At 68.6% G+C, this 25783-nt stretch carries 27 protein-coding genes; 15 read left to right on the top strand and 12 right to left on the bottom strand.

Annotation, left to right across the window (positions count from 1 at the left end; translation table 11 throughout):
* Position 1: 1 nt before the first annotated feature.
* Positions 2–826, bottom strand: a complete 825-nt coding sequence (locus NL126_RS05290; protein WP_255197875.1) for a CPBP family intramembrane glutamic endopeptidase — start codon at positions 824–826, stop codon at positions 2–4.
* 141 nt (positions 827–967) lie between these two features.
* On the opposite strand from NL126_RS05290, the gene NL126_RS05295 reads away from it, so the two are divergent.
* On the top strand, positions 968–1249 hold the full coding sequence (locus NL126_RS05295) for a hypothetical protein (RefSeq protein WP_255197876.1): 282 nt from the start codon (positions 968–970) through the stop codon (positions 1247–1249).
* Here the strand turns inward: NL126_RS05295 and NL126_RS05300 are convergent.
* Both NL126_RS05300 and NL126_RS05305 read right to left on the bottom strand, forming a co-directional pair.
* Positions 1246–2247: a TIGR04024 family LLM class F420-dependent oxidoreductase gene (locus NL126_RS05300; protein ID WP_255197877.1), complete on the bottom strand. Its 1002-nt coding sequence runs from the start codon at positions 2245–2247 to the stop codon at positions 1246–1248. The two genes, NL126_RS05295 and NL126_RS05300, sit on opposite strands and share 4 nt — an antisense overlap.
* A 69-nt stretch (positions 2248–2316) precedes the next feature.
* On the bottom strand, positions 2317–4569 hold the full coding sequence (locus NL126_RS05305) for an NADP-dependent malic enzyme (RefSeq protein ID WP_255197878.1): 2253 nt from the start codon (positions 4567–4569) through the stop codon (positions 2317–2319).
* Positions 4570–4702: 133 nt separating this feature from the next.
* On the opposite strand from NL126_RS05305, the gene NL126_RS05310 reads away from it, so the two are divergent.
* Both NL126_RS05310 and NL126_RS05315 read left to right on the top strand, forming a co-directional pair.
* Positions 4703–5707 (top strand): Cdc6/Cdc18 family protein, encoded by a 1005-nt coding sequence (locus NL126_RS05310; protein WP_255197879.1) that lies wholly within the window; start codon positions 4703–4705, stop codon positions 5705–5707.
* Positions 5708–5778: 71 nt separating this feature from the next.
* Positions 5779–6693, top strand: coding sequence for a DMT family transporter (locus NL126_RS05315; RefSeq protein WP_255197880.1), 915 nt, complete (start codon positions 5779–5781; stop codon positions 6691–6693).
* A gap of 30 nt (positions 6694–6723) precedes the next feature.
* On the opposite strand, the gene NL126_RS05320 is transcribed toward NL126_RS05315, so the two are convergent.
* Together NL126_RS05320 and NL126_RS05325 are read right to left on the bottom strand one after the other, a co-directional pair.
* Complete coding sequence (locus NL126_RS05320; RefSeq protein ID WP_255197881.1) at positions 6724–7080, bottom strand: hypothetical protein; 357 nt, start codon at positions 7078–7080, stop codon at positions 6724–6726.
* Positions 7080–7541: a hypothetical protein gene (locus NL126_RS05325; RefSeq protein WP_255197882.1), complete on the bottom strand. Its 462-nt coding sequence runs from the start codon at positions 7539–7541 to the stop codon at positions 7080–7082. Before NL126_RS05325 ends, NL126_RS05320 begins: the two co-directional genes overlap by 1 nt.
* A 198-nt stretch (positions 7542–7739) precedes the next feature.
* Here NL126_RS05325 and NL126_RS05330 point away from each other — a divergent pair, with 198 nt between their 5' ends.
* Positions 7740–9917, top strand: coding sequence for a CocE/NonD family hydrolase (locus NL126_RS05330; RefSeq protein ID WP_255197883.1), 2178 nt, complete (start codon positions 7740–7742; stop codon positions 9915–9917).
* Here NL126_RS05330 and NL126_RS05335 read toward each other — a convergent pair.
* Together NL126_RS05335 and NL126_RS05340 are read right to left on the bottom strand one after the other, a co-directional pair.
* A complete protein-coding gene (locus NL126_RS05335) occupies positions 9914–10444 on the bottom strand; it encodes a DUF8054 family protein (RefSeq protein WP_255197884.1) in 531 nt (176 codons plus the stop codon). The two genes, NL126_RS05330 and NL126_RS05335, sit on opposite strands and share 4 nt — an antisense overlap.
* On the bottom strand, positions 10441–11205 hold the full coding sequence (locus NL126_RS05340; protein WP_255197885.1) for a nucleotide-binding protein: 765 nt from the start codon (positions 11203–11205) through the stop codon (positions 10441–10443). Before NL126_RS05340 ends, NL126_RS05335 begins: the two co-directional genes overlap by 4 nt.
* A 124-nt stretch (positions 11206–11329) precedes the next feature.
* Here NL126_RS05340 and NL126_RS05345 point away from each other — a divergent pair, with 124 nt between their 5' ends.
* Positions 11330–11476 carry a hypothetical protein gene (locus tag NL126_RS05345; protein WP_255197886.1) on the top strand — a complete coding sequence of 49 codons (147 nt, stop codon included), beginning with the start codon at positions 11330–11332 and terminating at the stop codon, positions 11474–11476.
* An 84-nt stretch (positions 11477–11560) separates the two neighbouring features.
* Here the strand turns inward: NL126_RS05345 and ygfZ are convergent, their stop codons facing one another.
* Both ygfZ and NL126_RS05355 read right to left on the bottom strand, forming a co-directional pair.
* Positions 11561–12646, bottom strand: coding sequence for a CAF17-like 4Fe-4S cluster assembly/insertion protein YgfZ (gene ygfZ / locus NL126_RS05350; protein WP_255197887.1), 1086 nt, complete (start codon positions 12644–12646; stop codon positions 11561–11563).
* A 45-nt stretch (positions 12647–12691) separates the two neighbouring features.
* Positions 12692–12985 (bottom strand): DUF6432 family protein, encoded by a 294-nt coding sequence (locus tag NL126_RS05355; protein ID WP_255197888.1) that lies wholly within the window; start codon positions 12983–12985, stop codon positions 12692–12694.
* A 99-nt stretch (positions 12986–13084) separates the two neighbouring features.
* Here NL126_RS05355 and NL126_RS05360 point away from each other — a divergent pair, with 99 nt between their 5' ends.
* Both NL126_RS05360 and NL126_RS05365 read left to right on the top strand, forming a co-directional pair.
* Complete coding sequence (locus tag NL126_RS05360) at positions 13085–14182, top strand: PrsW family intramembrane metalloprotease (protein WP_255197889.1); 1098 nt, start codon at positions 13085–13087, stop codon at positions 14180–14182.
* A gap of 100 nt (positions 14183–14282) precedes the next feature.
* Positions 14283–14984 carry a helix-turn-helix domain-containing protein gene (locus NL126_RS05365; RefSeq protein ID WP_255197890.1) on the top strand — a complete coding sequence of 234 codons (702 nt, stop codon included), beginning with the start codon at positions 14283–14285 and terminating at the stop codon, positions 14982–14984.
* A gap of 40 nt (positions 14985–15024) precedes the next feature.
* Here the strand turns inward: NL126_RS05365 and NL126_RS05370 are convergent, their stop codons facing one another.
* A complete protein-coding gene (locus NL126_RS05370; RefSeq protein ID WP_255197891.1) occupies positions 15025–15939 on the bottom strand; it encodes an alpha/beta hydrolase in 915 nt (304 codons plus the stop codon).
* 92 nt (positions 15940–16031) lie between these two features.
* On the opposite strand from NL126_RS05370, the gene NL126_RS05375 reads away from it, so the two are divergent.
* From NL126_RS05375 to NL126_RS05405, 7 genes are all read left to right on the top strand, one after another.
* Positions 16032–17453, top strand: coding sequence for an ABC transporter substrate-binding protein (locus tag NL126_RS05375; RefSeq protein ID WP_255197892.1), 1422 nt, complete (start codon positions 16032–16034; stop codon positions 17451–17453).
* Positions 17453–18244: an ABC transporter ATP-binding protein gene (locus NL126_RS05380; RefSeq protein WP_255197893.1), complete on the top strand. Its 792-nt coding sequence runs from the start codon at positions 17453–17455 to the stop codon at positions 18242–18244. The genes NL126_RS05375 and NL126_RS05380 overlap by 1 nt, the downstream gene beginning before the upstream one ends.
* A complete protein-coding gene (locus NL126_RS05385; protein ID WP_255197894.1) occupies positions 18241–18942 on the top strand; it encodes an ABC transporter ATP-binding protein in 702 nt (233 codons plus the stop codon). The genes NL126_RS05380 and NL126_RS05385 overlap by 4 nt, the downstream gene beginning before the upstream one ends.
* Positions 18939–19955 (top strand): branched-chain amino acid ABC transporter permease, encoded by a 1017-nt coding sequence (locus NL126_RS05390; protein ID WP_255197895.1) that lies wholly within the window; start codon positions 18939–18941, stop codon positions 19953–19955. Before NL126_RS05385 ends, NL126_RS05390 begins: the two co-directional genes overlap by 4 nt.
* A gap of 124 nt (positions 19956–20079) precedes the next feature.
* On the top strand, positions 20080–21252 hold the full coding sequence (locus NL126_RS05395) for a branched-chain amino acid ABC transporter permease (RefSeq protein WP_434084159.1): 1173 nt from the start codon (positions 20080–20082) through the stop codon (positions 21250–21252).
* A 45-nt stretch (positions 21253–21297) separates the two neighbouring features.
* Complete coding sequence (locus tag NL126_RS05400; protein ID WP_255197896.1) at positions 21298–22800, top strand: carboxypeptidase M32; 1503 nt, start codon at positions 21298–21300, stop codon at positions 22798–22800.
* A gap of 143 nt (positions 22801–22943) precedes the next feature.
* Positions 22944–23108, top strand: coding sequence for an HVO_0416 family zinc finger protein (locus tag NL126_RS05405; protein ID WP_255197897.1), 165 nt, complete (start codon positions 22944–22946; stop codon positions 23106–23108).
* Positions 23109–23128: 20 nt separating this feature from the next.
* Here the strand turns inward: NL126_RS05405 and NL126_RS05410 are convergent, their stop codons facing one another.
* On the bottom strand, positions 23129–23329 hold the full coding sequence (locus tag NL126_RS05410) for a hypothetical protein (RefSeq protein ID WP_255197898.1): 201 nt from the start codon (positions 23327–23329) through the stop codon (positions 23129–23131).
* Positions 23330–23433: 104 nt separating this feature from the next.
* Here NL126_RS05410 and NL126_RS05415 point away from each other — a divergent pair, with 104 nt between their 5' ends.
* The gene (locus NL126_RS05415) at positions 23434–25284 is read left to right on the top strand and encodes a UvrD-helicase domain-containing protein (RefSeq protein ID WP_255197899.1); all 1851 of its coding nucleotides are present in this window, start codon (positions 23434–23436) and stop codon (positions 25282–25284) included.
* Between the two features lie 23 nt (positions 25285–25307).
* Here NL126_RS05415 and NL126_RS05420 read toward each other — a convergent pair whose 3' ends face one another.
* Entirely contained in the window at positions 25308–25745 is a 438-nt protein-coding gene (locus NL126_RS05420; protein WP_255197900.1) for a DUF1810 domain-containing protein, read from the bottom strand.
* Between the last annotated feature and the right edge of the window lie 38 nt (positions 25746–25783).

A 25783-nucleotide genomic window follows, 5' to 3' on the forward strand; every position in this document is an offset into this window, starting at 1 on the left:
GTCAGACGAGGACGACGACGAGCGAGAGCGCGACGAACAGCACGTGGAACGTCCCGTGGGCGACCATCGCCGCCTCCAGGCTCCGACGCCAGTAGAGCCAGCCGAACGCAACGCCTGCGACGGTGTTCAGGAGGACCGTCCGGGCGACGATAACGGGGTCGAGTCCACCGAAGGTGGCGCTCGCGGCGGGCAGGTGCCCGACGCCGAACAGCAGCGACGAGAGGAGGATGGCCCCCCAGACCACACCGGCCGACGGGGTCGCCGTCTCACGGTCGAACAGCCGGGCACCGAGGAACACGAAAAGCGACATCAGGCCGAAGCGCAGCAGGAGTTCCTCCGTGATGCCCCCGTAGAGGAACCGGACGGGGGTGAACGCGAGGACGGACTCGACGGTCGCGGTCTGCTGGGGGAGCTGTGCGAGCGCCGCGGCGACGAACGGCGCGAACGCCACGTCGAGCAGGAGGACGGCGACGGCGCCCACGAGCCCGAGCCCAACCGCCAGCGGGAGCTCCGAGCCGAACGAGGAGTCGGGGGGTCGGTCACCGGCCGTCCGCGCGAGCAGGTGCGAGCGGAGGCCGACGCGCGGGGCGGCGTACGCCCCGAGCAGGACGAGGACGACGAGCAGCAGGCCGTTGTTGACGACCGTCGCGACGAACGCCGTGAGCGGATCGAGGCCGGGCGGGCGCCCGTAGGACGCGGTGTACCAGCCGAGCGCCAGCAGCCCGACGAGTCCGAGGAGGAACGCCGTGCCGGCACGCCAGAGGTACGAGCCGAGCGGCCCGTCCGACGGCGCCGTGCTGGAGGCAGCAGAGGTTTCGGTTGCCATTGGCACCCTTAGCCAGACTGACAGTATAAACCCTCGCTGACGACCGATATCACGACACTCGCCGGGCGGACAGCGACGCCTGCGCCGGGCGCACGCCGACCAGTCGACACGCCTGTACGTCCCCCGTCCGAAGCGCCCGCCATGTCCCACGAGGACCACGACCCGACTTCCGAACAGGTCTCGGCCGGAATGCGAAACACGCGGAGCGACCGCCGCCGCCGGAGCGTCCGGCAACTGCTGTTCGTCGTCGCCGGGGCACACACCGGGGGGTTTCTCGGGTCGACCATCCCCTCGTTCGGGCTCCCCGGCGACGTGGCCTCGCTACTGCTCATCGCCGTGCTGTTCGCCCTCCCCTTCCTCGTCGACGGCAACTGGGAGCGCATCGAGGCGACGTACGAGCGACTCGGCGGCCGACTCGACTAGAGCAGCGGTTCGACCGCCGACATGGTCGTCTCCTTGTCTTCCTGGCGCATTCCCGAGACGAATCCCACACGTACTGCGTCGACGCCGTCGACCGCGAGATGGCGCTCCAGGCGTTCGCGGACCTCGTCAGGTGTGCCGACGGCGGCGAGTTCGTCCAGCATCTCGTCGGGGACGCCGTCGGCCATCGCCGCCGTGTCGCGGTCGTCCCACGCCGCGCGTATCGCGTCGACCTCGTCGGCGTACCCCTGTTCGGCCACCGACTGCCCGTAGAACGGGCCGTACGCGCCGACGAGGAACGCGACCATCGAGCGGGCCGTCTCGCGTGCGTGCTCGCGGTCCTCGCTCGCAAACGTCCGGACGATGGGCGACACCCGGAGGTCGTCGACGGAGCGGTCGCCGAGGTCGGCTCCCCGCTCCAGGTCGTCCATCCGCTCGGCGAGTCCGGCGGGTGTGAACAGCTGGGGTACCCAGCCGTCGGCGAACCGCCCGACGAGTTCGGTCGCCTTCGGGCCGAGCGCGGCCACGTCGATGCCGGGCGGGTCGTCGGGAACCGACTTGTCGTAGGAGAGCCCGCCGATCTCGTAGATCTCGCCGTCGTAGCTCACCGTGCCACCCGCGTACACCTCGCGGATGATGTCGATCGTCTCGCGGAGCCGGCGCAGCGGGCGGTCGAAGGGGACGCCGTGCCAGCGCTCGGCGATCGCAGGCGAGGAGGTGCCGAGTCCGAGTCGGAATCGCCCGTCCGTGGCGTCGTGCATCGTGAGCGCGGTCTGTGCGAGGACGGTGGGGGCACGACCGTAGGGTGAGAGCACGTCGTTCGAGACGCCGATGTCCTCGGTGCGTTCGCCGACGACGGTGAACGGGGTCACCATGTCCCAGCCGGTCGTCTCGCCCGCGGAGACGCGGGCGAAGCCGTACTCCTCGGCGCGCTGTGCCTGCGCGGCGAGCGAGTCCAGCGAGTCGTGGTCCGCCGTCCGCAGGACCAGGTCGAGCGTCATACCTGCTGGTAGCGGAGCGGGAGCTTGAATCCTGTCACCTCTTGCCACAGAGACCCGGTGGACCGCCGCCTACTCCCCCTGTGCGTCGACCACGGCGACCCCGGCGAGATTGACGATGTCCTTGACTTCGTCACCACGTTGCAGCACGTGGACGGGCTTGTCCATCCCGACGAGCATGGGCCCGATGGCCTCCGCACCCCCCAGCCGATGCAGGAGCTTGTACGCGATGTTTCCGGCCTCGAGGTTCGGGAAGACGAGGACGTTCGCCGGCTCCTCCAGCTCCGAGAAGCCGTAGTCGCCGGCCAGCATCTCCTCGACGACGGCGGTGTCGGCCTGCATCTCCCCATCGACCGGGAAGTCGACTTCCGGGTCCGCCCGAAGCATCTTCGCGGCGTCGCGTGGTTTCCGGGTGCCTTCGTTGTCGACCGTCCCGAAGTCCGAGTACGAGAGGAGCGCGACCCGCGGGTCGACGTTGAACCGACGGGCGAGCTCGGCAGTGTGTCGAGCCACCTCCGCGAGGACGTGCTCGTCGGGGTCCTGATTCACCGTCGTGTCGGCGAAGAACACCACGCGGTTCTTGAACGTCAGCATGTAGACCCCGGCGGCGTAGTCGGCATCCGCAGCCGTCCCGACGATCTGGAGTGGTGGCCGGAGTGCCGTCGGGTAGTGGTGGGTGAGCCCCGTCAAGAGTGCGTCGGCGTCGCCCATCTCGACCAGCACGCTCCCGAGCCAGTCGCCGTCACGGACGAGCGTGTCGGCCTCCCGCCGGGTGATGCCCTTCCGCTTGCGGAGTTCGTACAGCCGGTCGGCGTACGGGTCGAGCCGGTCGGCGTCGGGGTCGACGATGATGGGGTCGAAGTCGAGCCCGAGTTCGGAGGCGGTCTTCCAGATGCGCCGTTTGGCACCGATGAGAACGGGCTCGGCGATGCCCTCGTCGGCGAGCTGGTAGGCCGCACGGACGATCTTCGGGTCGTCACCTTCGGCAAAGACGACGCGCTTCGGCTCGTTTTTCGCCTTGTTCAGGACGACTCGCATCATCTCTCGGGACTTGCCGAGCCGCGCTTCGAGTTCGTCCCGGTAGGTGTCGAGGTCGCGGTCGACCCGCGCCACGCCAGAGTCCATCGCGGCCTCGGCAACTGCTGCGGAGACCTCGAACAACACCCGGGTGTCGAGCGGCTTCGGGATGATGTACTCGGGGCCGAACTGGAGCGGCTGGTCGCCGTACGCCTTCACGACGGCGTCGGGGACGTCCTCGCGGGTCAACTCGGCTAAGGCGTTCGCCGCCGCGACCTTCATCTCCTCGTTGATGTCGGTCGCCCGGACGTCGAGCGCGCCCCTGAAGATGAACGGGAAGCCGAGGACGTTGTTCACCTGATTCGGGTAGTCCGACCGGCCGGTCGCCATGATGACCGTGTCGTCTCTCGCCGCTTTCGCCTCGTCGTAGCCGATCTCGGGTTCGGGGTTCGCCATCGCGAAGATGATGGGGTCGGCGGCCATCGACCGGACCATCTCGGGGCTGACGATGCCGCCCGCCGAGAGCCCGACGAACACGTCCGCGCCCGCCATCGCCTCCGTCAGGGTGCCGCCCTCGGCGTCCGCGAACGGTTCGAGATAGGGAGAGAGGTCGCCCGCGGCCACCCGGTCCTCGGTGACGATGCCGTCGATGTCGCACATCGTGATGTTCGCAGCCGGGACGCCCATCGAGGTGTAGAAGCGGGCGGTCGCGGTCGCCGCTGCCCCCGCCCCGGCGAACGTCACGTCGAGCGATTCGAGGTCTTTCCCAGCGATGTCGCAGGCGTTGACGAGCGCCGCGCCCGAGATGATGGCGGTGCCGTGCTGGTCGTCGTGGAACACGGGAATGTCCATCTGCTCGCGCAGGCGCTCCTCGATTTCGAAGCAGGCGGGCGCGGAGATATCTTCGAGATTGATGCCGCCGAACGTCGGCTCCATCTTCGCCACCGCGCTAACGAACTCGTCGGCGTCCTCCGCGTCGTCGAGTTCGATGTCGAAGACGTCGATGTCGGCGAACCGCTTGAACAGCACGCCCTTGCCTTCCATGACGGGCTTGGACGCCTGCGCGCCGATGTCCCCGAGCCCGAGGACGGCCGTCCCGTTCGAGACGACGCCCACCATGTTCCCCTTCGCGGTGTACGTGTAGGCGTCGGCGGGGTCGGCGGCGATGGCTTCACAGGGTGCGGCGACGCCCGGCGAGTACGCCAGCGAGAGGTCTCGCTGGGTGTTCGTGGGTTTGGTCGTCGATATCTCCAGTTTGCCGGGCGGGTCCCTCCGGTGGTACTCGAGTGCGTCGTCTTCGAGGCTCATACCGGCCCCACGCACCGAGGGGTGAAAGCGGCAACTATCGCACGAACGTCCGTGAGCAATCGCCGGCACCGCTTTCGGAACAATCGGAAACGACGCGCCCAGACTTATGTTCACGACACCACTAGCTGAAACCATGATTACCGACGAGCGGGTCTTCACGGAGGGGTTCGTCCCGGGCGACGTGGTGCATCGCCACGACCAGCTCGGCCGGCTCTCGGGGGCGCTTCGACCCCTGACGGACGGCGGCCGCCCGGAGAACGCCCTGCTGTTCGGGCCGACCGGCGCCGGGAAGACGTGTGCGGCTCGCTACGTCCTCCGCGAACTGGGTGAGCGCGTTCCGGACGCACACGTCGGCTACGTCGACTGCTGGGCCGACTACACGCGCTTCCGGGTACTCGAACGCGCCTGCGAGGCCGTGGGGCGGGCGGCGGACGTTCACCGACGGTCGACACCCACGGACACGCTGGCCGAGCGGCTCCGGGGGGTGGACGCCCCCGTCGTCCTCGTGCTCGACGAGGCCGACCAGCTCCAGGAGCCCGCGGCGCTCGGCGACCTCTACCGCATCCCGGGCGTCACGCTCGTCTGCATCGCCAACCGCGAACCGGAGCTGTTCGCGACGCTCGACGACCGGCTCGCCAGCCGCCTGCGAACGGCGGCGCGCGTCCGGTTCGACCGCTACTCGACCGCAGAACTGGTCGCCATTCTCCGTGACCGCGCCGCCGAGGGGCTGGAGGCCCGGGCCGTCACCGACGATCACCTCCGCGGGCTGGCGGACGCGGCGGCCGGCGACGCACGGGTCGCCATCGGCGCACTCCGGGCCGCCGCGCGCAGCGCGGTCCGCCACGACCGCGAACGCGTGACCGACGCCGACGTCGTGGAGGCCGTCCCCGCCGCGGAGACGCTCATCCACGAGCGGACGGTCGAGCGACTCACCGACGACCAGCGGGCGCTCTACGACCTCGTGCGTGAGGCGGGCGAGATCGCGCCCGGCGAACTCTACGAGCGCTACGAGGCGCGCGTCGACGACCCCAAGTCGCGGCGGACGCTCCGGAACTACCTCGCGAAGATGGCCCACTACGACCTCGTCGAGCGCGACGGCGAGACGCGCGGCCGAGTGTACCGAATCGTCGAGCCGTAGGCGACGACGGGGCCTCCCGGCCCTCCGCCGCTCGAGCACACGGTTATGTGTGCGGCTGTCGTACGCCAGCCATGTCACGGCGCAGAGCGGTCGCGCTCTTCCTGTTCATGGGAATCGCGTTCGGGACCGCGTTTCCGGCGATAAAGGCCGGGCTGGCCGACGCGCCGCCGCTCCTCTTTGCGGCGTTGCGGTTCTACCTCTCGGCGCTGTTGCTTGTGGTGTACTCGGTCGTCGTCGTCCGGGAGTGGCGACCCCGCGAGCGCGGTGACTGGCTCGCCGTCGTCGCCGGTGGCGTCTTCTCCATCGCCGGCGCGGGGTTCCTCTACCTCGGCCAGCAGTACACGACCAGCGGCGTCGCGGCCATCATCTACAGCCTCGGCCCGGTGCTCACGGTGGTGTTCGCGTGGCTGCTCTTCCCGACGGAGCGCGCCTCCCGACGCGCCGTCCTCGGGGTACTGGTCGGCCTGCTGGGTGTCGCCCTCGTCGTCAGACCGGCGCCGGACGCCCTGCTGACAGCCGACTTCCGGGGCAAGGCGCTGGTGCTGGTGGCCGTCGTGAGCGTCACCCTCGGGTCGCTGCTCATCCGGCGAACCGGCACGCACATGCCAGCGGTGACGCTGACCGCCTGGACGCTCGGTATCGGGGCCGTCCTGTTGCACGCCGGCAGCCTCGTCCTCGGGGAGAGTCAGGCCGTTGCATCGACTCCGGGGTTCCTCGCCATCCTCGTCTACCTCGGTGTGGTGCCGAGTGGCCTCGGCTTCGCGCTCTACTTCTCACTGCTCGAACGGGCGGGGGCGCTGCAGGCGAACCTCGTGGTCTACGTCGTCCCCATCGTCGCGGTGCTCGTCGGCTGGCTCTGGCTCGACGAGACGCTCTCGGGGCTCACGCTCCTCGGCTTCCTCGTCGTCTTCGTCGGCTTCCTGGTCTTGCAATCCAGGAAGATAGCCGAACTTCTCAGGGAGCGGCGGGCGTCGACGGGGACCTAGCCGACGGAACCCGCGACAGCGGGCGGGGAGCTACTCCTCGCCGTGTCGTTCGCGTATCTCGCGGAGCCGCCCGGCGTCGTCGTCGGTCGTTCCCGGGTGACTGTCTCGCGTGGGCGCCGGCCCTCGGGACGCGGCATCGTCACCGCTCCCGTCCGCGGGTGTGTCCGCTCCGTCGAGCGGCGCCAGGTCGCTCCCGTCCGCGGGTGTGTCCGCTCCGTCGAGCGGCGCCAGGTCGCTCCCGTGACAGAGCGGACATTCGGTCGCGTCCGGTCCCGTGGTCGTCCCGCAGACGGTACAGCGCAGCGTCGCGTCGGCCGGGGCATCGACCCCCGATTCGCGTCCGTCGCCCCGCGAAAACAGCCCGCGGAGCCAGTCGAACAGCCCCATCAGTAGTTCTGGTAGAGGATTCGCCGGACGTCGTCCTTGGTCCGGGCCGGCTCCGTGGAGCCGTCGGGCAGTTCGACCTCGTAGGGGGCGTCGCCCGCCCCCGTGGACCACTTGTCCGCGTGGTCGTCGAGCAGTTGCAGCATCGAGGAGACCCGGGCGGCGCCCTCGCCGGCGGTGGCACCGGCCGTCTCGGAAGCGTCCGCGGTCGTCTTGGACTCCGATGGGGACTCGGTGTCGGGGGTCGTGCTCGCCGCCGACTCACTCGCCTCGTCGGTGTCGGCTGCCGCCGAGGCTCCTGCATCGGCGTCGGTTGTCTCGGGTGGCGTGTACGTGTCGAGCAGGTAGTCGACGACGTCCTCGTCACGGACGCTCGCGTACCGGGGCGCGAACGTGGCCTCCAGGTCCTCGCGGATCGACTCGAACCGCCGTCGTTGGGCGTCAGTGAGGGAGATGTCGGCCATACTACGCGCACGGTCCTGCCCCGGGCCTATAACCGTTCGTGCGGCTTCGAGCGGCGTGTCGTCCAGCGTCGGCCGTTCTGCTCCGGAACACTACTGTCGGGAAACGGTACCGTTTCGACTGGAGATCGGCGGAACGCCCCGCCCGAGTTGGACGCGTTTGCCAGAACCTCCTTTTATCGGAGTGGGGAGGAGTCGACCATGCGAGACCACGTCTCACGCCGGACGCTCCTCCGGCTGGCCGGCGCGACGGGAGTGGCGGCCGTCGCCGGGCCGAGCGCCACCGGCGCCGCGATGGCCGTCCCGAACGACGACTACGAGACCACCGAGGGGGAATCGGCGCCCCGGTACGGCCAGAGCGCACCGGAACAGCACTACGTCGACACCGCGTACACGATGCCCGACGCCGTCGGGGGGGCCGAGGAGTCGCCGACGCTGTTCGGCGAAATCATCTGGCCGACCGAGGACGGTGAGAAGCGAACCGACGTGCCGGTCATCCTGACGTACTCGCCGTACAACGACATCAAGTCGCCACAGAGCGAGGCGGCGAGCATCGCCGCCGACGGGACCGCCGACTACTTCGTCCCACGGGGGTACGCCCGTGCGGTGTTCGACGTGGTCGGCTGTCGGAACTCGGGCGGCTGTTACGACTACGGCGGCTACCGCGAGCGCGTGACGGGCAAACAGCTCGTCGAGTATCTCGGTGGCGAGCCTGACGCCTCGGGCGCGACCGTCGACGGAACGGACACGACCCGGACGGTCGGGATGATCGGCGGGAGCTACGACGGCACCACCCAACTGGCGGCGGCGGCCGAGCAGCCGAAACACCTCGCGGCCATCGTCCCGCAGGTCGCCATCGACCGCTGGTACGACTACGCTTTTGGGGGTGGTATCCGCTATTTCCTCAACAACGAGTACCCCACCGACGAGGGGTTCGACACGCCGCTGGCGTTCGACTTCGGGTTCGGCTTCCTCCCCCCGGCGAACGTCGACGACACCGAGCAGTTCGCCGCCACGATGGAACAGCGGTTCGCCCCCTGTGACGCCGTCGAGCACACCGAGCGCGCCTACGAGTACGACCCCGTCTACGACGACTTCTGGGAGCGGCGCGACTACCGGCGGCGTGCCGACCAGGTCGAGTGTGCGGTGTTCATCGAGGGCGGCTGGCTCGACCACAACGTCAAGCACTGGGACTCGACGCGCTTCTTCATGGCGCTCCCAGAGCGCGTGGACAAGAAGCTCGTGATGGGCCAGTGGAACCACTCGGCGAGCCAGTTCGAAGACGCCCAGGACATCCGGCACGCGTGGTTCGACTACCACCTGAAGGGCCTCGACACGGATGTCATGGCCCTCCCGCGCGTCGACACGCAGACGAGCACGGGCGAGCGGCTCCAGCACGACCACTGGCCGCCCGCCGGCACCCGGAACGTGGTCCTCGACCTCACCCGCGCCGACACCGACGACGGCGCGCTCGCCCTGCAGGGGTCGGTTCCCTCCTATACGGACACGGAGCCACCACTCACCGAGGAGGAGATGTTCGCGACGGCGACGAGCCAACACAACCACCTCAAGTTCGAGTCCGGACCCCTGTCGGGCGAGCTTCGACTCACGGGCTCGCCGCTGCTCGACCTGCTCGCCACGTCGACGGCCGACTCGACGCACTTCACGCCCGTCCTCTACGCGCGGTTCGAAGACGGCTCCACGCAGGTCGCCACCCGCGGCTTCCTGAACGCCCGCAATCGCGACGGCCTCGACACCAGTGAGCCCGTTCCAGTGGGCGAACCGTACCGCGCCCCGGTCGAACTCTGGGACACCGACTACACGTTCTCGAAGGGGTCGAAGGTGGGGCTCGTCGTCGCCAGCGACAACCGCGACTGGTGTCTCAACGACCCGGACGGCCACGCGACGAACGAGGTGGTTCTCGGCGCCCCTGGTGGGAGTGGTGGGACGACGCTCCGGCTGCCCACGACCACGGCGCCACCCGAACTCGACCGCCCCGAGGTGTCCGGCACGCGAACGGACGACGGCTCGGTCTTTACTGGGGGCCAGACGAACCAGATAGACATCGAGGTGACGGCCGACGGCCCCGTCCGCCTCCGCGACCGCGTGCCCACCGGGTGGCGGGTGCTCGACGCCGGCGACGTGGACACCGAGGCGACGACGACACGCGCAGACGGCTCGACCGACGTGCGGTTCGACGTCGCGCCATCGAAGACGCAGTCGGTCACCTACTTCGTCGAAGCACCGAACTCGCCCGGCGCGAGCGGACAGTCGACGTTCGGCCCGGTGGAAGCCGCTGCCCCGAATCGCGACGCGTGGGTCGTCGTTCCCGGGACCGAAGACGAGAACACCGCGCTCGGCGTCGGAACTGGCCTCTAGTCCTCGACGGCATCGTCGAACCCCCACTCCTCGGCCCGACGTTCGGCCTCCGCGCGAGCCTCTTCGCGGATGGCCTCGATGCGCTCCTCGTCCGCGAGGAACGCCTCGACCGGACCCTGTCCCGAGGCGTCGCGGTCGGCGGGCGCCGCACGGCGCGTCCGGTCGGCGAGCGCCGGTGCTCCTGCTACGCGCTCGGCGGGCGAGCCGGGGGCGACCCGCAGCTCGTCGACCTCGTGTACCGGGTCGAGGTCCCCCACAGCCGATGCGTACAACTCGACGCGATACGGCCCGGGGGTGGCGAGCGCGCCGAGCGCCGCCGGGCCGCCGCGGTCGCTCCCGACGTGGTACGCCACCACCGGAACGCCGGCCTCGAAGGTGAGGACGACCCCCTCGCGCTCGGGGTCGAGCGCGTCGGTGGGCGAGACGACGGCGTAGCCCGTCAGCCGGCGGTCGAGCGCCGCTTCGAGTGGGACCCGTGCGTCGGCGACGACCCGCGACCGGAGCAGCTCGCCGGTGGGGACGTTCATGGCGGGTCCGGGATGACGGCCGACCGGAACCGGTCGGCGACGGCGGCCTCGTCGCCCGCCCGCACGTCGAGTGCAGCGGCAGCCTCGCGGTAGGCGGCCGCCGCCCGCGAATCGGGGGCGTGGGCGAGCAGCGGTTCGCCGGCGCTCCGCGCACGCCGGACGGCGTCGCTCTCGGGGACGCGCGCGAGCGTCGGCCCCTCGAAGTAGCGTTCCGCCTGCTCGACCACTCCGTCAGCGTCGTCTCTGACCTTGTTGAACAGCACGCCCGCGACGCCTGTACCGTACGAGAGGGCGTACTCCTGGACCTTCAGGCCGTCAGAGAGCGCTGGAACGGTGGGTTCGAGCACGACGACGGTGCGGTCGGCGAGGACGACCGGGAGCACCGCCGACTTCGACGCGAGCGTCGCGGGCGAGTCGAGCAAGAGCACGTCCGTGTCGGCCGCGAGTTCGGCCACGACGTCTCGGAGACGGGTCGGGTCGGCCGCCTCGAACGCCGCGAGCGACGTGCCACAGGGGACGACCCGCATCCCGAACCGCTCGTAGGTGGCGTTCTCGACCGCGGCGCCGCCCTCGATGAGCACGTCGTGGAGCGTCGGGTCTGCCTCCGAGAGGCCAGCGTGAAACAGGAGGTTCGCCATCCCGGTGTCGGCGTCGACGACCGTCACGTCGTGCTCATCGGCGAGCGCCATCCCCAGCGCGAGCGTGGTGGTGGTCTTGCCGGTGCCGCCCTTCCCCGACGCCACCGCGAACGCCTCGACCATTTAGTGCAGGTGGTCGACCGTTCGAATATAAACCCTCGGATGCCCCACCCGGCAAGAGTTGCGGCAACTTTGATGATAGAACATGAAGGTTTATGATAGATGCTCTCTACGGGGTAGATACACGATGACACCCACCGACGAAATCGAACCCATGGTCCCCGAACTGCCCCGGAAGATGATGACGGACGGCGGCGCGCGCCGCGTTCGACGGAGCCGGAAGACCTACGACACCTCGGAGGACGACGCGCCGCTCGTCCCCGACCTCTCCTAGTTCTGGACACCCGATTCCACGCACACGACGCTCACGAGCGGTAGCCAACGGGAGTCAGGGATAGGCAGCGATACGTGACGAGACTCAGCGATACGCCGGGAGCCGCGCGGACGTGTCGCTCCCCTCGACGAACGGGAGCGGCTCGTGGCTCGCATCGACCTCGTCGCCATCGACTCGAACAGAGACGCCGTCGAGGTCGGCGTCGTAGCCCACGAGCGCGAGCGCGAGCGGCTCCTCTCTGGAGGGCGAATCGACCGCGCGGGTCACGTCACCGACGTGGCTGTCGCCGACGAACACCGCCGCGCCCGCCTCGGGCAGGGCGTCGACGGCCAGCCCCACCAGCCGCCGCGAGGGCTGGCCCCTGTTTTCGATCTTCGAGACGAGCTCCTGCCCGACGTAACAGCCCTTCTCGAAGTCGAGGGCGTTTCTGAGCCCGAGGACGTTCGGGACGTTCCCGTCGAGTTCGGTGTCGAACAGCGGCGTCCCCGCTTCGAGCGTGAGGGTGTTCCACGTCCGGTAGCCGAACGGGACGGCGTTCATCCCTCTCGTCAGGAGCGTTTCGAACACCTCGTCGGCCGCGTCCGCGGTACAGACGACCTCGTACCCCTCCTCGCCACAGAGCGCGTCGTTGGCGATGACCGTCACACCGGCATCGCCCATCGAGCCGCGGACGAACCGGAGGTGACCCTCCGGTGAGGCCGCGCCGTTGAGCACGCTCGCGACCTTCTCGGTCGAGGTGGGGCCGTGGACGCCGAACACGCCGAAGTCGGTCGAGGCCTCTCGAATCTCGACGTCCTGGATGAACGTGTTCTCGCGCCACTCGTCGGCGAGCCAGCCGGCCTGCGCAGGCGGGGTGAAACAGAGCAGGCGCTCGCCGGCGTTGTAGACGTAGAGGTCCGTGCGGATGGCGCCCTGGGGGTCGAGCAGCAGCGCGTAGACGCCCCGGCCGTCCTCCTCGGGGACCTGGTTCGAGACGGCGTTGTCGACGAACTCGACGCGGTCGTCGCCCGTGAGTTCCACGACGCCGTAGCCCATCTCAATGACGCCGACGCCGTTGCGGACGGCGCGGTGGGTGCGCTCCGGGTTGTGATAGCGGTCGACGACGCGGCGGCCGTCGTACTCGGCGAACGTCGCGCCGTGTGCCTCGTGCGCGTCGGGGACGACAGTCATTGGGAGCGAAGAGGGACGCCGCGGTGAAAAGTCACTCGTGACGACTCAGAACGGGAGCTTCTCGCGAATCTTCTCGGCGAGCGACCGCTTCCGGCTCTCCTCGCCCGTGGGGACGACCCGATCGTCCGGGTAGATACGTGTCTGTCCACCCTCCTTCTCGACGGTGATGAGGCCGGCGGTCTTCAGGTCGCCGAGAGCCGTCTCGAGCCGGTCGATGCTCACGTCGACGCGCGACCGGAGTTCGAACACCGTCATGCCCTCCTCCTGTCTGTCGACGAGCGCGTCGAGCACCGCGACCTCCGTGCCGTCGCGGCCGCGGTACTCCCGCTTGGCCTGCATACCCGGCAATAGACGGCGATTGCTCTTAACGGTTCGCGGCTCGGCAGCCCGTTCGCGCGACCGTGGGGGTTTAGGGTGGATGCTTGCGTCGAGGCGACCATGACCAGACGGGACCCTGTCGAGGCAGAGTCCGACGGGACGCGCGACCTCTACGACGTCTCGACGTGGGAGCCACGGACCGCACTCGACCGCCTCGCGACCCGAGTCTACCGCGGGGTGCTCGTCACCGCCCGCTGGCTGTTCATCCTGCTCGGCATCACCATCCTCGTCGTCCAGTTCCTCCTCGGTGGCATCGGGGCGACGTTCGCGAACGACCCGTTCGCCATCGGCCTCGTCGCGCTGTCGGTGATTCCCGCCTTCCTGCTCGTGGGCTACATCTACGTCACCGACATCACGAGCCCCGAGCCGCTGGAACTCCTCGTCGGCACGTTCGTCCTCGGCGTCGTGTTCGCCGGGTTCGCCGCCATCGTCAACACCCTGCTGTCGTTCGTGCAGATACTCCCCATCATCGGCACGGTGCTGTTCTTCTATCTCGTGGTGGGGCCCATCGAGGAGACGGTCAAACTGCTCGCCGTCCGGCTCTACCCCTATCGGAGCGACAGCTTCGACGCCGTCATCGACGGGACGGTCTACGGTGCCGTGGCGGGGCTCGGGTTCGCCACCATCGAGAACGCGCTGTACATCACCCGGCAGATCGGGGTCACACCCGGCGGAAGCGAGGTCATCGCGCTCGGGGCGCTCGGCGCGGTCGTCGTGCCCGTCGTCCAGATAAACCTCGGGGGGCTGCTCCAGCAGGCGCTCAACGAGGGTGGCGGCATCACCGCGGTCCGGGCGCTCGCCGGGCCGGGGCACGTCATCTACTCGGCGTTCGCCGGCTACTATCTCGGGCTCGCGAAGTTCAACCCCGAGAACGCCGGGCCCATCGTCGCGAAGGGGCTCATCATCGCCGCGTTCATCCACGCCACGTACAACACGCTCGTCGGCGTCGTCCCCGGCATCGTCAGCGTGTTCTTCCCGAACGTCTCGCTGCTCGTCATCTTCTTCGGCTTCGTCGTGGTGTACGACGGCCTGTTCGGCCTCATCCTCGTGCGAAAGCTCGGCCGCTATCGCGCGATGTACCGGGCCGTCCACAGCGAGGCAGAGCGGAAGGAGGTCGACCTCGTGCCGGAGCAGACGGAGTTCGACCCCGACCGGTGAGCCCGCCCGAATCTGACAGCGGGCGCGACTGACCACCGAGGGCAAACGTTTTCACCGATGACAGGTAACGTGGGACCCGATACCAAGGGGCGAGCCACGCATGCTAGACATCACCCTCGACATGGAGCAGTACGACTGCCCGTTCATCGACACGACCGTCGAGCACGACGTGGCGTTCTCGGCGGTCCACTGGGAGTTCGACGCGCCGAGCCACCAGCTCCAGACCCGGATGCTGGTGGAGGGTGACGACCGGGGGGCCCTGGAGAACGGCCTCCACACGCTCGACGCCCACGACAACATGCACGAACTCGACCTCCTCTCGAAACAGGCGAACGTCGCGCACGTCCGCACCACCATCGAGGAGACGGCGGCGATGGGGACCATTCGCGCCAACGACGGCTACATCACCGGGCCGTTCCACATCGAGGCCGGCAGCGAACTGTGGCACGTCGGGTTCGACCGCGAGCGCGTCGCCGACGAGACGCTCTGCTCGCTCGACGACGACAACGACTTCTCGGTCGTGGAGCGCTCTGAGGTGTCGCTCGCCGACCTCTCGGGGTTCGTCCAGAACGTGGGCGCGGCGATGACGCTCGTCGAGGGCTGTCACGACCTCTCGGAGACCGAGCGGACGACGCTCGAGACGGCCGTGAACGCGGGCTACTTCGAGTCCCCTCGCGGCGCGACGCTCGGTGACCTCGCCGAGGAGTTCGGCGTCTCGAAGCCGGCGGTCTCGAAGCGACTCCGGCGAGGACAGGGGAAGCTCGTCGGACGCGCCGTCGACGCGCTCGACGAGATGGACTAGCTCGCTCCACGGGTCGCGGTGGACAGCCGGACGCAGAGGGCTACACGCGCGACTGGAAGGCGTCGACCGCGTCGTACAAGGCCGCTCTACTGTCGCCGTGCATCACGTAGTGGTCGCCGCCGCCGATCTCGGCGTACTCCTTTCGGCACGCGAGTTCGTCGAACAGGCCGACGGCATCCTCGCGGACGGAGATGGCGTCCTCGTCGCCTCTGACCACGAGCGTCGGGCAGTCGATGGCGGCGGCGTCGTAGATGCGCTCGCCCTCGACGGTGGCCTTCGTGTCCGCGAGCGCGCCGGCCTGTGCGATGTACGTCTCCGGGTCTTCTCCCTGGTTGGACTCGACTTGCGTCTGCCAGATGGCCTCGAACAGCGCGTCGTCGCCGCCCTGGCGCTCGCTGACCGCGTCGTACCGCTGGTAGTAGTAGGCGTCGAGGTCGGCGTCGACGTTGAGCGCGGTCGTGATGTCGTCGAACGACCACGGTGGGAGGTAGACGGGCGCACACTGGGTGAGCGAGGCGAGGTCGTGGTCGCCGTGGACGGCGAAGTAGCCGCCGGTCATTGTCCCCCACGAGACGCCGACGAGGTGGACCGTGTCGTATCGAGCGGCGACCGCGTCGTACGCCGCCTGGATGTCCTCGGCGGCGAGCGGGGCTCGGACGGGTGGGTCGTTCGCCTCGGGTGGCTCGTGTAGTTCGGGCGGGCGCTCGCTGTCACCGTACCCCCGGATGTCGACGGCGAACGCGGCGCGGCCCTGTCGGGCGGTCGCGGCGAGCCACGAGTGCGAGTCGTCGGAGTCGCCGTCGCGCACCACGGGCGGCGCGAACAGCGCCCGCGAGCAGGTGATGGAGCCGTGCACGTAGAGCACGGCCTCAGTCGCGTCGGCCTCGGGGTCGAGTTCCCACAGTCTGAGCTCGGTGCCGTCTGCGCTCTCGACGGTCGCTGGCGTCGGCTGCATGGGTGTGAGAACGTGACAGGGGCGCGAGAACCCGGTCGTTCACATGTTAACCTCGGGACCCTTGCCGATTGGTCGATACGATACTACGTGTCATGGACGCCAGTAGACTCACACGACGGCGGATGCTCACGGTGGCCGGTGCGGCCGGCGTCACCGGACTCGCCGGCTGTACGGGAACCGGAGGAGACGGCGGTGACGGCAGCGACGGTGGGGACGGCGGCGACGGCGGGGCCTCACCGACAGAGACGGACGGGACGACGATGAACGGCGGCGCGTCGGGCTCCGTCAAGATCGGCGTGCTCCAGCCCGTCTCGGGCGACCTCCAGTACTACGGGCAGCAGTCGCTGTGGGGGTTCTATCAGGGGTTCAACTACAAGGGGGCGAGCGACTTCACCCCACCCGCAGAGACCGGCACCCACACCGCGACGGTCGGCGACGTCGAGTACGAACTCGTCGTGCGCGACACCCAGCTCAGCGCCGACACGGCCCAGACGCTCGCGACCGACCTCGTGCAGAACGAGGGCGTCGACATGCTGTTCGGCTGTACGTCCTCGGCGTCGGCCACACGGGTCGTGAAGACCGTCTCGAAGCAGGCCGGCACGCCGACCATCATCGGGCCGGCGGCGTCGGCGAGCATCACGTCGGCGAGCGAGACGTGCGCCGAGAACGTGTTCCGCGCCAACGAGAACACGGCGATGGACGCCCGCTCGGGCGGGAAGTACGTCGCGGACAACACCGACATCTCGAAGGTGTACCTGTTCGGCGCCGACTACTCGTTCGGCCGCGCGGTCGTCAACAACTACAAGACGGTGCTCGAGGCCAACGGCGTCGAAATCGTCGGCGAGAAGTTCGTGCCCCGCGGCTACAGCGAGTGGGAGGGCCTGCTCGACAACGCCGAGAGCGCCGGCGCGGAGGGTATCGTCGCCGGCTTCACGGTCGCGACGCTTCCGCAGCTGTTCACGACGATGCTGAACGGCGACTACTCGTTCCGCGCCGTCGGCGGGTTCGCCACGCAGATCACGACGGGCATCCTCGGGCAGACGCTCCAGAAGGTGCTCGGCGAACCGCTCACGAAGGAGAAACTCCAGAACGCCAAGCTCGGGCCGTTCACCTCGCGGTACCACTGGAACCAGTACGACAACGAGATCAACAGCGCGTTCGTCGACAGCTACACGAACGCCTACGGCATCGTCCCGGACCTGTTCACCTCGGGGACGTTCACCGCGGCGTCGGCCATCGTGCAGGGCGTCGAGGCCTCCGGGTCGACCGAGGGCGCCGACATCGCCGCCGAGATGCGCGGCATGGTCGTCGCGGACACCCCCAAAGGCCCTGACGGCTACGAGTTCCAGACGTACAACAACCAGGCGCGCTCGGCGATGACCATCGCGGACGTCGTGCCCAACGAGGAGGAGAACTGGGACGCCGCCATCATGCCGAGCGAGCCGGCGGCGACCGTGCCCGCGAGCGACACCACCATCCCGAAGGACAGCTCGGAGATGGGCTGCAACCTCTAATGCTCCAGACGGCGGGCCTGACCAAGCGGTTCGGCGGTCTCACGGCCGTCGACGCGGTCGACTTCGCGCTCGCCGAGGACGAACTCTGCTCGCTCATCGGCCCGAACGGGGCCGGCAAGACCACGTTCTTCAACCTGCTGACGGGCGCGCTCGCCCCCACCGAGGGGGAGGTGCGACTCGACGGCGAGGCCATCACCGACCTCGCGCCACACGAGACCGCCCGCCGGGGGCTCCACCGCTCCTACCAGGTGACGAACGTGTTCCCGACGAGCAGCGTCCTCGAGAACGTGCGCATCGCCGCGCAGGCCCATGGACAGGACTCGATGAAGCTGTGGCGCAACGTCGGCGCGTTCGACGCCTACTACGAGGAGGCCCACACCATCCTCGACCGCGTCGGCCTCGACGACCAGACCGAGGTCGTCGCGGAGAACCTCTCGCACGGCGAGAAACGCCAACTGGAGGTCGCCATCGCGCTCGCTGGCGACCCGGACGTCCTCCTCTTGGACGAGCCGAACGCCGGCGTCTCCTCCGAGAGCGTCGACAGAATCATCGACCTCATCGAGGACGTCGCGCGGGACCACGCGGTGCTGCTGGTCGAACACAACATGGACATCGTGATGAACGTCTCCGACCGCATCGTCGTCCTGAATCGCGGGGCCGTCATCGCCGACGGCACCCCCGACGAGGTGCGCGACGACCCCGCAGTGCAGGAGGCGTATCTCGGCGGCTACGAACCCGGCGACCTCGCGGACGACCGAGAAGACGAATCGGCCGAGGAGGGGGTCGCATGACCGCGCTCCTCGACGTCGCGAACGCCCACACGTACTACGGCGAGAGCCACATCCTCGAAGGCGTCTCGCTCTCCGTCGAGGAGGGCGAGGTCGTCGCGCTCATCGGCCGCAACGGCGTCGGCAAGACGACGACGCTCCGAACGGTGTTGCAGCTGACCCCACCCCGCGAGGGGTCGGTTCGGTATCGCGGCGAGGACGTCGTCGGCCTCGCGACCAACGAGGTCGCCCAGCGCGGCGTCGGCTGGATTCCCGAGGACCGACGCGTCTTCTCGCAGCTGACGGTCGAGGAGAACATCCGCATCGCCGTCCCGCGGGAGGGTGACGCGGACGCCGAAATCCAACGGATGTACGAGACGTTCCCCGCGCTCGGCGAGCGACCGGACGCGAAAGCCGGCGCACTTTCAGGCGGACAGCAGCAGATGCTCGCTATCGCCCGCGGGCTCGTGGGCGACAACGACCTCCTGCTCATCGACGAGCCTTCGGAAGGGCTGGCCCCGCAGATCGTCGCCGACGTCGCGCGGGCGGTGAACGACGCCGCCGAGGACGCGACCATCTTGCTCGTGGAACAGAACCTCCCGCTCGCGATGGACCTCGCCGACCGGTTCTACCTCTTAGATAACGGCCAGGTCGTCACCGAAGGGGAAGCGACGAGCGGCGTCGCCGACGACGAGGAGATACGGAGGTATCTCAGCGCATGATGGCGCTCTCGTTCCCCCTCGTGAGCTTCCTCGACGCACTCGGCCAGTTCCTCCAGCCGTCGACGCTCGGCGAGGTCGTCCTCAACGGGCTGGCGAAGGGCGCGCTGTTCGTGATGATTGCGGGGGGACTCACCCTCATCTTCGGCCTGATGGGCGTGTTGAACTTCGCCCACGGCTCGCTGACGATGTTCGGCGCGTACACCGGCGGCCTCCTGCTCGTGCTCGCGGTCTCACAGGGGACCGGCCCGACGGCGCGACTGGCGTACTTCTTCGTCGCCGTCGTCGTCGTCTTCGGGCTGTTGGCGGCGCTCGGTGGCGTCGTCGAGGTCGCCCTCATCCGCCCGCTGTACGACCGCCCGCCAATCTACCAGATCCTCCTCACCTTCGGGCTGACGCTCGTCCTCGACGAGCTGGCGCGCATCGCCGTCGGCTTCTACGGGCTCCAGCCCATCTCGGACTGGCAGGCCGCACTCGGTACCAAGCCGGGGTTCCTCTCCTCGTCGTACGAGTTCCTCGGCATCGGCACGACGGGGCTCGCGCTGTTCGAGATCCTGTTCGGCGTCGTCACCGTCGCGGCCATCTGGGGCTTTCTCACCCGGACCCGCTACGGGCTCGTCGTCCGCGCGGGCAGCGAGGACGCCGAGATGACCGAGGCCCTGGGAATAGACGTACGGCGCGTGTTCACCACCGTCTTTGCCCTGGGAGCGGGCATCGCGGGCGTCGCGGGCCTGCTGCTCGCGTGGGACCCGAAGTGGGGGGCGTCGGTGCCCCTCGCCGCGGAGACGCTGTTGCCGGCGTTCGTCGTCGTCATCATCGGCGGGCTCGGCACCTTCCGCGGGACCGTCTACGCGGCCCTGCTGGTGGGGCTCGTCGACGCAACGATGACGTGGTGGTTCGTCAACGTCGTCGAGTTCTCCGGCCTCCCCGAGATGACCGTCTTCCTCATCCTCGTGCTCGTGCTCGTCGTCAAACCACAGGGGCTGTTCGGCGTCGCGGAGGTGGGGGGCCATTAGCACCGACACCGCCACCGGCTCCCGGACGGTCGAGGAGACCGCGTGGCCGCTCCAGTACCTGCAGGACCACGCCGCCCACATCGGCGTCGTCCTGTTCTTCGTCGTGTACCCGGGGCTCTACCACGTGCTCACGACCTCCGGGTTCCTGGGCGCGGAGGCCGTCACGCTCCTCCCCCGCGTCGAGACGATGGTCGCCGTCTTCTACTTCGGCCTGTTCGCCGCGAGCTTCGACTTCATCTCCGGCTACACGGGCTACCTCTCGTTCGGCCACGCCGTCTTCTACGGGACCGGCGCGTACCTCGTCGTCCTCGCCGCGAACGGGAAGGTGCCGTTCCTGCCGTTCGACACGCCCTTCATGCTGTTGCTGCTGCTCGCGGGAGTCCTGGCCATCGTGCTCGCGGTGGTCATCGGCCTCGTCTCGTTCCGGCTCTCGGGCGTCTACTTCGCGATGATAACCCTCGGGTTCGCACAGGTCATCTACGTGTTCGTCCGCGACTGGTCGTTCGTGTCGTCGTCGCCACGGGACGGCGCGGCGGTCGTCGGCCCCGACGGCGCCGCACCGCCGACGTTCGACATCGGCGTCCCGTTTGTCGACTCGCTCAATCTAGCCATCGGCCAACTGGCCGGCGACAGCGTGGAGGGCCTGTTCGGCGTCCTGAGCTTCTCGACCGCCGAGGTGTCGTACTACATGGTCGGGCTGGTCGTCCTCGTCTGTTATCTCGCGCTCCAGCGAATCATCCACTCGCCGTTCGGCCGGGTGATGATCGCCATCCGCGAGAACGAAGAGCGGGCACGAGCCGTGGGCTACGACACGTTCCGCTACAAGCTCGCGGCGTTCGCCGTCAGCGGGTTCTTCGCCGGCGTGGCGGGCGCGCTGTTCGCCGGCTTCCGCCGCTCGGTCGCCCCGGACAACTCCCTGTTCTTCCTGGTCTCCGGTGACGCACTCCTCGCCTCCATCATCGGCGGGTTCGGCACGCTCGCCGGCCCCATCTTCGGCCGGCTGTTCGACGAGAGCGTCCGCGAGTTCCTCTCGAAGGAGGGCTCCGGTGGCGGGCTCCTGCCGTACCTCCGCGAGCACCTCTCGCAGGGCACGCTCGACACGGTGCTGTTCAACGGCCTCACGGTGCAGGAGGCCATCGAGACGTTCCTGAACGGGCACGCGAGCCTCTATCTCGGCCTGCTGTTCGTGCTGTTCGTGCTGTTCGTTCCCAACGGCCTGCTCGGGACGCTGCGCGACCGGCTCGGCGGAACCGTCGCCTCGCAGGTGTCAGAGCGGCTCTCGCGCCTCCGGCGATAACCCGGGAACCGACGGCTTTCTTGTCCTGCAACACTTGCCACAGGTATGGCGACACAGGACACGGTTCCCGACGCGTACGACGACCTGCTCGAACGCTACAAGCGCGCCAGCTATCTCGGCGACGCGGGGCAGGTGCTCGCGTGGGACCAGGAAGTGATGATGCCCGAAGGCGGGACACCGGCCCGCTCGAAGCAGAAGTCCGCGCTCTCGGGTGCCCAGCACGACATCACGACGAGCGACGCGTACAGCGAGGCACTGGAGGCGAGCGAGGCGGCCGACCTCCCCCAGCCCGAAGCGAGCGTCGTCCGCGAGATCCGCCGCGAGTACGACCGGGACGCCAAGGTGCCGAAGTCGCTCGTCGAGCGCATCTCCGAGGAGACCTCCAACGCCCTCCCGGTCTGGAAGGAAGCCAAGAGCGAGAGCGACTGGTCGCAGTTCGCCTCGAAGGTCGAGACGCTCCTGAATCTGAAGCGGGAGTACGCCGAGCACATCGACCCCGACGCCGACACCTACGAGGTGCTGTTCGCCGACTTCGAGCCGTGGCTCGACCTCTCCGTGGCCGAGGACATCCTCGCGCAGTTGCGCGACGAACTCGTCCCCCTGATTCAGGAACTGAACGAGGCGGACGCCGACCTCGCCTCGCCGTTCGCGGGCGGCACCTACCCCGACGACGACCAGATGGCGCTGGCGCGTGACACCCTCGAACGGCTCCAGTACCCGTTCGACCGCGGCCGCATCGACACCGCCCCGCACCCGTTCTCGACGGGGACGCAGTTCGACGCCCGTGTCACGACGCGGTTCGACGAGTCCGACCCCATCTCCTCGATCGGCTCGGTCATCCACGAGTTCGGCCACGCCACCTACACGCTCGGGCTCCCCGGCGAACACTACGGGACGCCGCTCGGCCAGCACCGCGGGCTGTCAGTTCACGAGTCGCAGTCGCGGCTCTGGGAGAACCACGTCGGTCGCTCGAAGGCGTTCTGGGAGGGGTATGCACCCATCGTCAACGAGCACTTCGGCACCGACATCTCGCCACAGGCGGGCTACGAGGGGGCGAACCAGCTCTACCCGAACAACCTCATTCGGGTGGAGGCGGACGAGCTTACCTACCACATGCACATCATCCTCCGGTTCGAAATCGAGCGTGACCTCCTGGCTGGTGACCTCGACGTCGAGGAGGTGCCCGCCGTGTGGAACGACAAGATGGAGGAGTACCTCGGTGTGCGGCCCGAGACCGACGCGGAGGGCTGTCTGCAGGACATCCACTGGTCGCACGGCTCGTTCGGCTACTTCCCGACGTACTCGCTCGGCAGCGTGATGGCCGCGCAACTGTTCGCCGCGGCCGAAGACGACATCCCCGAGCTCGACGCGAAGATCCGCGACGGCGAGTTCGACGCGCTCCACGACTGGCTGACCGAGAACGTCCACCGCCACGGCCAGCGCTACAAGACGAACCGGCTCGTCAAGGAGGCCACGGGCTCGGAGTTCACGGCTGACGCCTTCGTCGCGTACGCGAACGAGAAGTTCGGCGACCTCTACGGGCTGTAAGTCGCCGGTCCGCAGGCCCGTCGTCGCTCACGCCGAGGGGAAACCCATCACGTCGTTGTGATGTTCAACTCCTCCCGTGTGATACTGACCCATGTGTCCGCTTACCACAGATTTATCAGCGGGGATGTGCAAGGGAACCCTGTATGGCGACTGCGAACGACATCTTCGACGAGTTCCTCACCGAGCGCGGCCACGAAACCGAGACGGTAACGTGGAACCGATCGTATAACAAGAAGAGCTGCCCCGAGTGTGGTGGGCTCCACGAGATGTCGGCGAACGCCTGCACCGTCTGCGGCTGGCAGCCGTAACCTGCCACCTGCTCCCGTTTTCACACACCAGCGCCGCCAGCGGTCGAGACGACCACGAGCGCGACCCCGACGACGAGCGGCGCCTGGAGCGCGTTGCCGCCGCCGTCCATCCCGCGCTTCTCGAGGACCGGTGTCAGCCCCCACAGCAGGGCGGGAACGAGCGCCAGCAGGTACACCTCGGGCGGGCCGAGAGCACGGAGGCGAGACCCTGAGACACGCACCGACCGACGCCCGCAGCGGGCTAAAGCCACCCGGTTTTGCCCCCGGAGTTCGGGGTCGGAGAGAAGCCACGCCGCTTATAGTGGTGAGGCCACAGTCTAGGGGCATGACCGACGGCCCGCACGTCACCCGCCTGTTCGGCGGCCCCGGGAGCGGGAAGACCACGGCGCTGCTCGACCGCGTCGACGAAATGCTCGACGAGGGCGTCGCCATCGACGACATCCTCGTGGTCTCCTACACCCGAGCCGCCGCTGCAGAGGTCCGCGAACGACTCGCCGAACGGCTCGAACGCCCCCCGAAATCCCTGAAGGGCAACGTCTGCACCATGCACGCGAAGGCGTACGGCCTGCTGGGGCTCTCGCGGGGCGACGTGGTCAGCGAGAAGGACAAATCGGAGTTCTGCGAGGAGTACGGCATCGAGTTCGAAGACGAGTACGACAGCAACCGCCGGCGCTCCGCACGCTCGACCACCATCGGGAACAAGATCATCGCCACCTCCCAGTGGCTCCAGCGGACCCGCCGCGACCCCAGCGACTGGTACGACGTCCCCTTCCAGTGGAACGTCGACGAGGTGCGCTTACCCCCCGAGGTCGACCCGAACGCCCAGACCGGCAACAAGTACACCCCGACGTGGCCGAGCGACGACGACCGCATCGACGTGCCCGAGGTACTTCGGGCGTGGCGCGCCTACAAGGGCGAACACGGCATCGTCGGCTTCGCCGACATGCTCGAACGCGTCCAGCAGCGCTCGCTCGTCCCGAACGTCGACCACCTCGTCATCGACGAGTTCCAGGACATCACGACCCTCCAGCACGACGTCTACGAGGAGTGGAAACCCCACCTGGAGTCCGTCCTCATCGCCGGCGACGACGACCAGGTCGTCTACGCGTGGCAAGGTGCGGACCCCGCGCTGCTGCTCGAAGCCGAGCCCGACGAGGACATCGTCCTCCCGAACTCCTACCGCCTCCCCTCCAACGTGCTGAACGTCGTCAACCGCGAGATCCGCCACATCTCCGAGCGCCAGGAGAAGGACCTCAAACCCCGCAAGGAGGGCGGGTCCGTCGAGGCCGTCCGCTCGCCCTCTATCGTCGAACTCGTTCGGAACGTCACCAAGACGCTCGACCACACCGAAGCCGATGGCGAGACGGTGATGGTGCTGTTCCGCGCCCGCTATCAGCTGTTCCAGTTCATGGACGAGTTCGTCGGCACCGGCATCCCGTTCGGCTCGCTGACGGACATGAGCATGTGGGACGAGCGCCTCCGGGGCTACGTCTCGGCCATCGAGAAACACGACGAGGACGAGCCCATCACGGGGCTGGAGGCCCGTCGTCTCGCCGAGATGCTCGCGGACTCGGCGTTCGGTACCGGCGAGCGTGACGACCTGTTCGACGCGCTCGACGACCTGAAAGAGCAGGAGGACGCCCGCCTCGAGGACTTCACGGTCGACCCCGAGTTCGTGAAGGAGTACGCGCCGTTCACACCCGGTCCCGCCTCCGCCTCGGACATGCTCACCCGCGTCTCGAACTTCCAGGAGCGCTCGGTGAAGGCGTACTTCAAGGGCGACTATCGAGGAACGGACCCCAGCCGGATGCGCGTCGGCACCATCCACTCCGCGAAGGGTCGCGAGGCCGACCACGTGTTCATCGCCACCGACCTGACCGAGAAGGTCGTCGAGCAGATGGCCGCCTCCGTCGGCGACGACGACATCCCCGCTGGCATCGACTTCGTGAAGAGTTCGGACCCCGTGCCGGTGCTCACGGACAACGAGCGCCGGGTGTTCTACGTCGGGATGTCACGCGCCCGCGAACGGCTCGTCATGATGGAGAACCTCATCGACGGTGCCCCCACGCTGCCGCTCGACGTACTGCTGCACAACAAGCCCCGGCCGGACCTGACGCTGGAGGAACTCATCGAGGGCGCACAGGAGCCGATGGAAGCCGAACAGACGGCGGACTGACGCCGGGCGCGCAGCCTTTTCGTTCAGTCCTCTCTCAAGAACGCCAGCGTCTTCTCGTCGCGGTCGCCGTCGTAGTACCGTTCCAGCGCCGTTGCGAACGGCGTCGGGTCGTCCGCGACCGCCTCGAACAGCGTCATCGAGGACCGGAACTTCAGGTCGTCCGGCGACCCGAATATCTCGGTCGCCGAGCGCCCGCCGACCGCGTTCACGAGGTCGGTACACTCGCGCAAGCGCGGCCCGAGTACCGGGTGTGCGAGATACGCGTCGGCCTCCGCTCGCGACGCGATGGCGTAGCGCTGGGCCATCCCACTGCTGCCGAGGCCGGCGACCTGGGGGAACACGAACCACATCCAGTGGCTGCGCTTGTGCCCCGACCGCAGTTCGCGTTTCACGTCGTCGATGACCTCGTCTTGGGCCTCAAGGAACCGTTGCAGGTCGTGGGGGTCGTCGGCTGCGCTCATCGGTGCGTCATCTCAGCCGGTCGAACACGTCGCTCACG

The sequence above is a fragment of the Halorarius litoreus genome (assembly GCF_024362405.1).
Classification (GTDB): Archaea; Halobacteriota; Halobacteria; order Halobacteriales; family Haloarculaceae; genus Halorarius; species Halorarius litoreus.

Coding starts and splice junctions, on each gene's coding strand:
- NL126_RS05365 (WP_255197890.1), top strand. CDS start 14,283: ATGCTAGACATCACCCTCGACATGGAGCAGTACGACTGCCCGTTCATC.
- NL126_RS05390 (WP_255197895.1), top strand. CDS start 18,939: ATGATGGCGCTCTCGTTCCCCCTCGTGAGCTTCCTCGACGCACTCGGC.
- NL126_RS05325 (WP_255197882.1), bottom strand. CDS start 7,541: ATGGCCGACATCTCCCTCACTGACGCCCAACGACGGCGGTTCGAGTCG.
- NL126_RS05295 (WP_255197876.1), top strand. CDS start 968: ATGTCCCACGAGGACCACGACCCGACTTCCGAACAGGTCTCGGCCGGA.
- NL126_RS05360 (WP_255197889.1), top strand. CDS start 13,085: ATGACCAGACGGGACCCTGTCGAGGCAGAGTCCGACGGGACGCGCGAC.
- NL126_RS05340 (WP_255197885.1), bottom strand. CDS start 11,205: ATGGTCGAGGCGTTCGCGGTGGCGTCGGGGAAGGGCGGCACCGGCAAG.
- NL126_RS05330 (WP_255197883.1), top strand. CDS start 7,740: ATGCGAGACCACGTCTCACGCCGGACGCTCCTCCGGCTGGCCGGCGCG.
- NL126_RS05315 (WP_255197880.1), top strand. CDS start 5,779: ATGTCACGGCGCAGAGCGGTCGCGCTCTTCCTGTTCATGGGAATCGCG.
- NL126_RS05320 (WP_255197881.1), bottom strand. CDS start 7,080: ATGGGGCTGTTCGACTGGCTCCGCGGGCTGTTTTCGCGGGGCGACGGA.
- NL126_RS05290 (WP_255197875.1), bottom strand. CDS start 826: ATGGCAACCGAAACCTCTGCTGCCTCCAGCACGGCGCCGTCGGACGGG.
- NL126_RS05415 (WP_255197899.1), top strand. CDS start 23,434: ATGACCGACGGCCCGCACGTCACCCGCCTGTTCGGCGGCCCCGGGAGC.
- NL126_RS05375 (WP_255197892.1), top strand. CDS start 16,032: ATGGACGCCAGTAGACTCACACGACGGCGGATGCTCACGGTGGCCGGT.
- NL126_RS05345 (WP_255197886.1), top strand. CDS start 11,330: ATGACACCCACCGACGAAATCGAACCCATGGTCCCCGAACTGCCCCGG.
- NL126_RS05380 (WP_255197893.1), top strand. CDS start 17,453: ATGCTCCAGACGGCGGGCCTGACCAAGCGGTTCGGCGGTCTCACGGCC.
- NL126_RS05300 (WP_255197877.1), bottom strand. CDS start 2,247: ATGACGCTCGACCTGGTCCTGCGGACGGCGGACCACGACTCGCTGGAC.
- NL126_RS05305 (WP_255197878.1), bottom strand. CDS start 4,569: ATGAGCCTCGAAGACGACGCACTCGAGTACCACCGGAGGGACCCGCCC.
- NL126_RS05400 (WP_255197896.1), top strand. CDS start 21,298: ATGGCGACACAGGACACGGTTCCCGACGCGTACGACGACCTGCTCGAA.
- NL126_RS05335 (WP_255197884.1), bottom strand. CDS start 10,444: ATGAACGTCCCCACCGGCGAGCTGCTCCGGTCGCGGGTCGTCGCCGAC.
- NL126_RS05370 (WP_255197891.1), bottom strand. CDS start 15,939: ATGCAGCCGACGCCAGCGACCGTCGAGAGCGCAGACGGCACCGAGCTC.
- NL126_RS05310 (WP_255197879.1), top strand. CDS start 4,703: ATGATTACCGACGAGCGGGTCTTCACGGAGGGGTTCGTCCCGGGCGAC.
- NL126_RS05405 (WP_255197897.1), top strand. CDS start 22,944: ATGGCGACTGCGAACGACATCTTCGACGAGTTCCTCACCGAGCGCGGC.
- NL126_RS05355 (WP_255197888.1), bottom strand. CDS start 12,985: ATGCAGGCCAAGCGGGAGTACCGCGGCCGCGACGGCACGGAGGTCGCG.
- NL126_RS05420 (WP_255197900.1), bottom strand. CDS start 25,745: ATGAGCGCAGCCGACGACCCCCACGACCTGCAACGGTTCCTTGAGGCC.
- ygfZ (WP_255197887.1), bottom strand. CDS start 12,646: ATGACTGTCGTCCCCGACGCGCACGAGGCACACGGCGCGACGTTCGCC.
- NL126_RS05385 (WP_255197894.1), top strand. CDS start 18,241: ATGACCGCGCTCCTCGACGTCGCGAACGCCCACACGTACTACGGCGAG.